Annotated in this window: 7 protein-coding genes; 2 read left to right on the forward strand and 5 right to left on the reverse strand. The window is 63.5% G+C overall.

The annotated features are described in order from the left end of the window. Positions 1 to 307 precede the first annotated feature (307 nt). The 3 genes from WKW82_RS39675 to WKW82_RS39685 all read right to left on the reverse strand — a co-directional run bounded on the left by WKW82_RS39675 (position 308) and on the right by WKW82_RS39685 (position 4,461). Positions 308 to 1,459, reverse strand: coding sequence for a YihY/virulence factor BrkB family protein (locus WKW82_RS39675; protein WP_340348705.1), 1,152 nt, complete (start codon positions 1,457 to 1,459; stop codon positions 308 to 310). Next, positions 1,456 to 3,513, reverse strand: a complete 2,058-nt coding sequence (locus WKW82_RS39680) for an AsmA family protein (RefSeq protein WP_340348706.1) — start codon at positions 3,511 to 3,513, stop codon at positions 1,456 to 1,458. Before WKW82_RS39680 ends, WKW82_RS39675 begins: the two co-directional genes overlap by 4 nt. A 546-nt stretch (positions 3,514 to 4,059) precedes the next feature. Then, positions 4,060 to 4,461 carry a hypothetical protein gene (locus WKW82_RS39685; protein ID WP_340348707.1) on the reverse strand — a complete coding sequence of 134 codons (402 nt, stop codon included), beginning with the start codon at positions 4,459 to 4,461 and terminating at the stop codon, positions 4,060 to 4,062. 528 nt (positions 4,462 to 4,989) lie between these two features. Between WKW82_RS39685 and WKW82_RS39690 the strand changes: the two genes are divergently transcribed. Both WKW82_RS39690 and WKW82_RS39695 read left to right on the forward strand, forming a co-directional pair. After that, entirely contained in the window at positions 4,990 to 5,235 is a 246-nt protein-coding gene (locus WKW82_RS39690) for a hypothetical protein (protein ID WP_340348708.1), read from the forward strand. A gap of 439 nt (positions 5,236 to 5,674) precedes the next feature. Continuing rightward, positions 5,675 to 6,652, forward strand: coding sequence for an SDR family oxidoreductase (locus tag WKW82_RS39695; protein WP_340348710.1), 978 nt, complete (start codon positions 5,675 to 5,677; stop codon positions 6,650 to 6,652). A 740-nt stretch (positions 6,653 to 7,392) separates the two neighbouring features. On the opposite strand, the gene WKW82_RS39700 is transcribed toward WKW82_RS39695, so the two are convergent. Together WKW82_RS39700 and WKW82_RS39705 are read right to left on the reverse strand one after the other, a co-directional pair. After that, complete coding sequence (locus WKW82_RS39700; RefSeq protein WP_340348711.1) at positions 7,393 to 7,722, reverse strand: sensor histidine kinase; 330 nt, start codon at positions 7,720 to 7,722, stop codon at positions 7,393 to 7,395. Next, positions 7,659 to 8,719: GAF domain-containing sensor histidine kinase (locus WKW82_RS39705; RefSeq protein ID WP_340348709.1), on the reverse strand; the 1,061-nt coding region annotated here is incomplete at its 5' end. The genes WKW82_RS39705 and WKW82_RS39700, both read right to left, overlap by 64 nt.

Here is an 8,719-nt window from a genome sequence, read left to right on the forward strand (position 1 = left end):
TGCGCACGGCTCGGGGCCGATGTGGTTCGCTATTCCTTCATCGCAGTGGACTTGCACCACCTACTCCTTGCCGGTCTCCCGGCGCACCGACAACTATTCTGACGCGGGGGGCCTGACGGTACGCTGCAGAAGCCCGCGGAGAAAGCTGGTTGAAGGACCGGCTGGGTCGCCGAGTGAGGTACGGCCAGCTCGCGCTGGGCATTCATTCGCGAGTCCCGGCTTTCGAGGTGGGCCATGTCTTGTTTAGTGAGGCCCTTGTTGAAGATCTTTCAAGAGCCTCGAAGAGAAGGTGTCAGAATCGCTGCGCTCACGGCGCAGGCTGTGGGCCCGGCTGCCTTGACTTCCTCTTTTGTCTCCGGAGGCGTTGGCGAGTGAACGCATTGGCGAGGGTGACCACGGCCAACACGGCGAGATCTTGCGTCAGGCGGCGCGTCGCCTGCGCCACACGGCTGTCCACCTCGCGCTGGGTTGCATCGACACGCGCCAGTCCTGCGTAGTCCGGAACGTCCAAGGACGCCGCGGGCTTCTTTACAGCGCTCGCCAGTTCAGGTTTCGACTTGCCGGCGGCTTGGACATCCGCCGCAACGGCGGTTGCTGCAACGGCCTTCTGCCCCGACAACGAGCCATGTGCATCTGCGTAGACCTTGGTGAATTCCGCGCCGAGCAGGAAGATCTGCGCGGCGTAGTAGACCCAGGCCACCAGCACCACCAGCGAGCCGGCCGCCGCGAAGGCCTCGGTGACGCCGCTCTTGCCGAGATATACGCCGATTCCCAGCTTGCCCAGTTCGAACAGTAGCGCGGTGACGCCCGCGCCGACCCACACATCGCGCCAGGCGATCCTTGCGGTGGGCATCAGCTTGTAGATCATCGCAAACAGCAGCGTGACGATGGCGAAGGAGATCACCAGGCTGAGCGCCTGCATCAGCACCTCCCAGCCCGGCATCAGGCCACCGAACCAGGTGTCGAAGGCCGCCAGGCCCGCGCTCACCATCAGTGAAACGATGAGCAGGAAGGCCACTCCCAGGATGAGCCCGAAGGACAGCAGGCGTGCCCGCAACACGGCCCAGACGCCGGAAGGCTTTTCCTTCTCGGGGACATGCCAGATCCGGTCCAGCGCGCTCTGCAGTTCCGCGAACACGGTGGTCGCGCCGACCAGCAGCACCACCACGCTGATGACGCCCGCGATCAGGCCCTTGTCGGTATCGGACGCCGCGCGCAGCATGGCCTCCACGGCCGTCGCGCCGTCCTGGCCGACCAGGCCGCCGATCTGCCCCACGATCTGGTCCTGCGCCGCCTCGCGCCCGAAGATCGCGCCCGCGACCGCGATGACGATCACCAGCAGCGGCGCGAGCGAGAAGATCGTGTAGTAGGAGATGGCGGCGCCCATGCTGGGCGCGTAGTCGTCGATCCAGGCCATGACCGCGTCGCGGCACATTTCGTAGAGCTGCTTGAGCTTCATGGTTTCCTCCCCGGTTTGGGTGCGGCATTCTTCCTGTTGCCTCCAGCCTGCTGGACGGCGCCCGCCATCGTACGCTGCACGTTGGCGCAATTGGTGGACTCGCCCGGCCCGGTCTCGATCAGCGGCAGCAGCGCCGCCACCGGGTTCACGGCAGCCAGCGCTAGGGCGCCCCCCGCGCGCGCGAGCAGCGGGCCCTTCACGATTTCATAGTCGGGCTTCTTGAAGCTCCCGTAGACGCGCACGGGCGTACGCAACGAGAGCAGGCCCATCTCCTTCGGCTTGGGTGCGACGGTCATGTCGAAGCGCTCGTGCTCCAGGTCGAACGAGCCCGTGCCCAGCACCTGGGTCTGCTCGGTATCGACCACGAACAGCGTCGACTTGCCGCGGCCGCCCGCCACGTCGAAGGCCACGCCGCCGCAATTGATGACGATGTCCTTGTCGCCGCCGACGAGCAGCGTCAGCACCTTGCCCCCATTGAGCCCGCTGGCCGCGTCGAGCAGGTTCGAGATCTGTCCGTTGACCACCGTGGCGGCGATGCGCCCGTCAGCCTTCGCGGCGGCGTCGGCGATGGAATTGCCGGTGCCCTTCAGCCGCAGCGTTGCACCGACGCGGCCCGCACCCTTGGCAATGGTCTTGCTGTCGGGCACGAGCTGGTCGACGCGCACACGTTGCAGGTCGACTTGGAGATCGGTCTTCAGCGTCGGCTCGCGCGCATCCATGGCCACGCGGGCAGCGATGGTGCCGCCGGCGAAGCCGAAGTCCAGCGGCTCGACCTTGAGCATGGAATCGTGCAGGCGCAGCGAGGCCTTCAGGGTCTCGAGCGGCAGCGCCTGGGGCACGACCAGCTTGGCCGCACTGAAGTCGACTTCCGCATCGATCTTCTGCAAGCGGCTGCCGTCGAAGGTGCCGGCGGGCAGGATGTGGTCGGGATCGATGGTCCTTTCCTTTTCCTTCGCGGCCGGGCGGGTGCTCGTTTCACCCTGGGACACCGCGGGCTTGCCGCCGCTTTCCTTGGTCTGCACGCCGATCAGCGGACCGAGGTCGGCCAAGTTCAGCAGCTTGCTGTGCAGGTCGGCGGTGAGCAGGGGACGCGGCTGCTGCTCCACGTAGGCGCCCCTGCCAGTCACGTCGCTGGAACCGATCCTGCCGGCCAAGTCATCCATCGTGTAGCGGTTGCCCTTGAGGATCAGGTGGCCCTGCAATTGGTAGGGCGGCGAGGCCGGCAGCGGCAGCAGGAGGAAGGGGTACAGGTTGGCCAGCGTCTGGCCCTCGATACGCAGCTGGGTGTCGATTCCCGAGATCCTGGCCGCATCGGCAATGGTGCCTTCGACGGCGACCTTGGTCGTTCCTGCCTTCAACTCGCCCTTGAGCGGAAACGGCACCCCCGACTCCTGGAAGCTCAGCACGTCGCCCGTCAACGCAACCCCGCTGAACGCTGCGTTGTGGTACGCGCCCTTGAAGTCGTACTGCGTGGTGTAGCGGCTGTTGTCGGGCCGGGCCTTGGCGTCCTTGACCTTTTCCTGGCTCGCGGGGTCGAAGGTGCTGGCCAGCACGTCGATCGTGAAGGGCTCGCCGTGGTCGATGTAGCGCAGGTGGCCGTGGTCCACGGAAAGCGTGCTGATGCGCAGCTTGCTGGGAGAGGTGTCGGAGGGGTCGGAGAGGATCCAGTTCTTGCGGTTGTCGGGCAGGCGCTCGAAGACCAGTTCGGGCTTGGTCAGCGCGACGCGCGGGACCAGGATCTTCTCGGGCAGGTCGCGCAACGCGATCGAGAATTCGAGCTTCTCGATCTTCGCCATGGCAGGCGCTTCCTTGGACCACTTGGTATTGCCGAAATACACGTCGCGCATCTGGATGGTCGGCGTGAGGCCGAGTTTCACCTTCAGGTCCGAGGTGTGGAATTCGCGTTCGGTCTTCCGGGAGATGTAGTTGTCCAGCGGGACCCGTATCCAGTTCCAGTCGAACAGGACGATGAATGCGACCAGCAGCAGGACCATGATCCCGGAGGTGGCGAGCACGGGATGGCGACGCAGGGGTGCAAGCGCGGCGGTTTTCATCACAAGGAGCATTCCCGTGATTCGACGTTCGCGTATAGGCCGCGGACGAAGCGGGATGTGGGCTGCATGCCTACCTTTCGCGAAAGCTGCGCCCAGCCGCGTGGGCCGTGCAGCGTCACCCGTGTCGGGGGTGGCTCAGCGCCGAAGTGACCGTCGAATGAACGGAATTGCGAGCGTCTCAACAAAGTCGTTTTGACGGTATTCGCGCCAGCGACTTCGAATGCGATGGGGATGCGCGACGCTCTGGTCGATAAGAACCAAATGGCGGCGTCGGAGGTGCTGCCTCTGATGCATGCGCAGGGCAACTGAAGAACTGAGTGTGCTGGTGTACCGGCGTGCCTCGTCGCAAGCACGCCGCGGATCGCAGCTTTGCTCATGTTGGGTCGGAATGACTCCAACCCCCTGGCGAGCGGCCTGCATCAAACTCGTCCCCGCGACGGCTGTGCAACCCGATGGCAAATCCAAAATACAAAAGCGTGGTGCTTCGGAGGTGTTTTCCGCCGCGTTCGCCTGTGCTTGCAAACTTCGCGCCTCCGCCCACGGGCCTCAACCTTTGATGGCCTTCATGTCAGCCTTGGCCCTGTCATGGTCGGCCTTGGCTTGATTCACGCAGGCGCTTTTGGCGTCCCCTTTCTGCGCGTCGCACTTCTCCTTGGCCACTTCGTAGTTCAGTTCGGCCCTTTCCTCAGCGACCTTGCGTGCGTTGCCCGGGCTGGGCTTGTACTGCTGCTCGAGCTCGGCCTTGGCCAGATTTTCCGTGCCTTTGGCCTGCTTCATGCAAACGTCCTTCGCGTTGTCCTTCAAGGTGTCGCATTTGGCCTTGGCGACCTTGTAGTCGGCCTCGATTTTTGCCTTCGCCACTTTGTATTCGTCTTGCGTAAGCGCCTGCGCACTGCCGAACGCGAACAAGGTGGATGCGATTGCGATGCCAAAAAGACCAGCTTTCATCGTAGTCTCCTCAACGCGGCTGGTGCCGCCAAAGACGCGATTCGCGTCCATGCAAAATTTAGGAACCCAGAACGAGAAAAGCAATAGGACGAACGCATCAAGCTGGCGTGAGGATCGGTCCCACACGCAGCTACTACCGCCGCGCTCGTTTGGTCGTTTGTTGGGAAAGCGCTACGAGCAGTTCAGCGAGATCGCACGGGCCTGCGGGGCCACAAGGAAATGGGCTCGCCGTGTTTCGGTTGTGCTCTAAACAGCTTGACGGCGGGTCCGGTGAAACACGGGCAACAGGGAGGCGCCCTAATCGGTCAGCACATGTCCGCGCAGTCCCCAAGCGGTCGATCCACCGAACCGTCTGAGGCCAATGGATGTCTTTTGACATTGTCGGTCTAGGGATTGAGCAGCAGAAAGGCGCCGGCGGTATTCCCGCTTTCGCGGGCATGTGCGGCCAGAATGAGGAAGCCAGCGCGACCGTTGACGGCCTCTCGATTTCGGCGGACGCCCGGTAACAAAAGGCGGTGAGCGTTTCGAATGGCTGTGTCCTACCAATTGCTCGAGATGCTGTGCGCCTCGCATGCCCCGGTGATCGTCAGCGAGCCCGCAATGGTGGACGTGCTGAGAAGCTATGTGAGCGCGGGGCTGGTGGAGGCCACGATCCCGCCGGCCGTCAACGCCCGTGGAACGACGACCCAGCCACCTGCCATCGTCACCAGGATCACTCGCACGGGTCACCGCACTGTCGGCAGGCTGCGCAAGCGCTCCAGTTGGCCTGTCTGATCGCTGCGCCTGCCTCCCCGTACCGAGCGACCGACAGGGGCGCATGCCGCGTTCCCCGAAAGCCGAGGCGACTGGTGTCGTCGTCATAGATGGCTGGTCGCTTCGCAAGAACCGCAATGGATGGCGCAAGCTTCAAGAACATACAGTGTGTGTATTTGCCAGCCCAACTGCCAACTGCGGCGAGGCTCTCAGTTCCAGCCTGTTTGAAGTTCTCCCGAGCTTTGGCTCCGGCTTCCTTGACGGCAGGGGACTTCCCGTTCTTTTTCTTGACGAGCCGCTGGGGGGCCGTACCGAGCCGACGCCGCGCCGCCTGGCAGAAAAGCACCGCCGCGCTCAACAAGATCGCTCGGCTCGACATCATTCATGGCGGATGACCGACATGTCATTGCATCAGCCTTGCAGACGATTCGACTTTCGATGCACCATAAAGGTTGGTCCCATGTCCCGCTCTTCCACTTCGGCGCTTGTGCGCCGCCATGAAGAGATCCAGCGAAAGCAGGATGCTCTGGACCGCAAAACGCCGGCGGCGAAGAAAAGCACCGGAGCGGTCCAAACAGGCACGCGTGCACAGCCGAGTCGGCTGCCTCCGGAAAAGCATCGCAAACCGGGCCGAGAAGCGAAGATGCAACTCAAACCCCGATTCGCGGCGCCCGACTACAAGGGCAGCGGCAAGCTTGAGGGCATGAGCGCCATCGTGACGGGCGGCGACTCGGGCATTGGTCGCGCAGTGGCCGTGTTGTTCGCGCGCGAAGGGGCCGACGTGGCCGTTGTTTACCTCTCAGAGAAGGTGGACGCCGAGGCGACCAAGGTCGCTGTCGAAGCCGAGGGCCGTCGCTGCATCCTCATCGCCGGCGACGTGCGGCGCAGCGCATTCTGCGAGCGCGCAGTAAGGCAAGCGCTCAAGGCTTTCGGCAAGCTCGACATCCTGGTCAACAACGCCGCGTTCCAGATGCATGCCGACAAGCTCGAGGACATCAGCGACGAGCGTATCGATCTCACGCTACAAACGAACATCGGGGGCTACATACGAATGGCTCGCGCCGTGGCGCCCCACCTGCGGCACGGCGGGTCGATCATCAATACCGGATCGCGCACCGGATTGCGCGGCAGCCGCAACTTGCTTGACTACTCGGCCACCAAGGGCGCGATCCATGCGTTCACGAAGGCCCTCGCTTTGAACCTCATCGACCAAGGCATCCGCGTCAATGCGGTAGCGCCCGGGCCGGTGTGGACTCCGCTCAATCCTGCCGACAAGCGTGCTGGCGACGTGAAGAAGTTCGGCCGCGACACCGCCTTCAGGCGCGTGGCCCAACCTGAAGAACTGTCACCCGCCTACGTGTTCTTGGCCTCGCCGGCCTGCGCAAGCTACATCACGGGAATCGTCTTGCCGGTGACGGGAGATGTCGGCGCGATTTGAGCAACGCACGAGCTCAGGCCAAGCAATGCGCTCCGGCTCCACGCGCGGGCGTGCGGTTGCGCTGTCTGCCCGCGGTGGCCACGGAGGGCGAAGTGCGCGCGGACGCAGCAGAGGCTACAGCATGAGCGGGTGGCGGGACCGCGTGCTGCGATGGGGCGCCAGACCGTCTAAATGTGGGCCGTTCCGACCGTCCTACCCGCACCAGCAGGCATCCCGCGCCACGGTCGCACCTGCCCATTCGGGTGTGGGCCGGGGCGGGCCGAGCGCGAAAGTCACGATTGACGTGTCGCCGATAAGGACCTGGCATCAATCTTTTGGTCTTTCCCTGAGGGTGCGTGCGGTGAAGCAGAATTTGGGCGCGCGCCTTGGCGCCAACCCCGAGTCGCGAGAACGCACGACCTCGGCGGCCTGGGGCTTGTGACTGCTGCATGCGGGTCCGCGATGGGACCGCGCCACTTCCGGTACCAGGGCAGAAGGAAGCGGTGAAGCGCGCGCTCCACGCGCTCCAAGTCTTAGCACCGTTTTAGGCGAGAGGACGAAGATTGATGCAGCACAAAAGTGTGCGCAGCGAGGCCGGGGCATCGGTGCCTTTGTGAATTCCGCCGGCTGTCGCTGTCCGGCCAACGACACGTGAGGAGGACAGCCGGCAGCGGCGCGGGCTTCTCGCACTTTCAATGCTCATGTCGGGAGCGAGTCGGCTTGCGCTCGCCGAGCTGGGATCGCAAGCGATCCTGAACTCGCTATGCGATAACGGACGTTCCCGGGCGAACCGGAATACGCGCTACAAACGTAGTGCCGTGTTCGGCGGAAGATGTCACTTGCAGCGACCCGCCGTGCGACTTAACGATCATGGAGCATATGTGCAGCCCGAGGCCCAGTCCGCCGCGCTCGCGGCTCTCTGGCGGACGCCAGTAGGGCTGGAAGATTTTCGGCAAACTGTCGGAAGCAATCGGTTCGCCCCAGTTGCGAACGCTCACGACGAGCCAGCCGTCATGGGACGAGGCGGTCACGTCGACCGGCCTGTCGACGGCCCCGTGGGAAATCGCATTGCCGAGCAAGTTGGAGACCACCTGCTGCAATCGGCCCCTGTTCCGTAAACGGGAACGGTGATCTTCAGATCCTGGTTGGTCGTCTTGGATGGATGAGCCAGGCGCAGTTCCGAGACCACGTCTGCAAACGCGTCCCCCAAATCTCCAATGTTGCCAAAGGCCGCGTCCAGTCCCCCGTCGATTCTGCCGCGTGCGAAATCCATGACGTCCGAGATCAGATTCGCCATCCGACTGGTTGTCGATCGAATTCGCTGTGCCGCGCGCAAGACCTCCGGGTCGCTTGACCGGCGCGCGAGAATCTCGCCTGTGGCGCTCAAGCTGGCAAGCGGGTTGCGCAGGGCGTGTCCCAGAACAGCAATGAACTGGTCGCGCAGTTGTACGGTTGCCGTCGCATCGAGCAGGGCCGACTCCGTAACACCGTGCTTGTCCTCCAACTCGAGCATGTGGGCAATGAGGCTGGCAAAGCCCGTGAAAAGTGAAACGGTCTTGACGTTCGACACCTCGTGAGGTGCTGGATCGATCGCGCACAAATTGCCGAAATACGTCCCGTCGCTTTTGATGATCGGCACGGAGATGTAGCTCTCAATGCTGTAAAGGCGCGGCGTGTGGTGCTTGCAATAAACCGGATGCTCGCTCGCATGGTCGAACCCAATCGGTGCTCGAAGCGCGCGCGATTCAACGCAGAGAGTCGAGTGAACATCCAACTGGCCGCCGGGCCTGAGTCCGAAGTTGATCTTGTCGAAAACGGCGCAGGCAGTCCAGCTGTCATCGTCAACCCGTGCCACCGCGGCAAAGCCCATTCCGGTGTTTTCGCAGACGATATGCAGAATCGAGGGTACGGCGCTGATCCGACCGACGGACTCGATATCGCGCGCGATGGACTGTGAGAGTGGCATGGGTTGCGGGTTAGCAGGCCGTTGAAATACCGGTCGCCTTGAGCCAAGATCGAGCTCATCAGATCGATGAAGAGGGAAGCGCCGATGCGAGGAGCCGACAGCTATAGCGAGAGCCTGTTCAC

Origin of the sequence: Variovorax rhizosphaerae (assembly GCF_037889975.1) — a bacterium.
Lineage (GTDB): Bacteria > Pseudomonadota > Gammaproteobacteria > Burkholderiales > Burkholderiaceae_C > Variovorax > Variovorax rhizosphaerae.

Coding starts and splice junctions, on each gene's coding strand:
- WKW82_RS39675 (WP_340348705.1), bottom strand. CDS start 1,459: ATGAAGCTCAAGCAGCTCTACGAAATGTGCCGCGACGCGGTCATGGCC.
- WKW82_RS39695 (WP_340348710.1), top strand. CDS start 5,675: ATGTCCCGCTCTTCCACTTCGGCGCTTGTGCGCCGCCATGAAGAGATC.
- WKW82_RS39690 (WP_340348708.1), top strand. CDS start 4,990: ATGGCTGTGTCCTACCAATTGCTCGAGATGCTGTGCGCCTCGCATGCC.
- WKW82_RS39680 (WP_340348706.1), bottom strand. CDS start 3,513: ATGAAAACCGCCGCGCTTGCACCCCTGCGTCGCCATCCCGTGCTCGCC.
- WKW82_RS39685 (WP_340348707.1), bottom strand. CDS start 4,461: ATGAAAGCTGGTCTTTTTGGCATCGCAATCGCATCCACCTTGTTCGCG.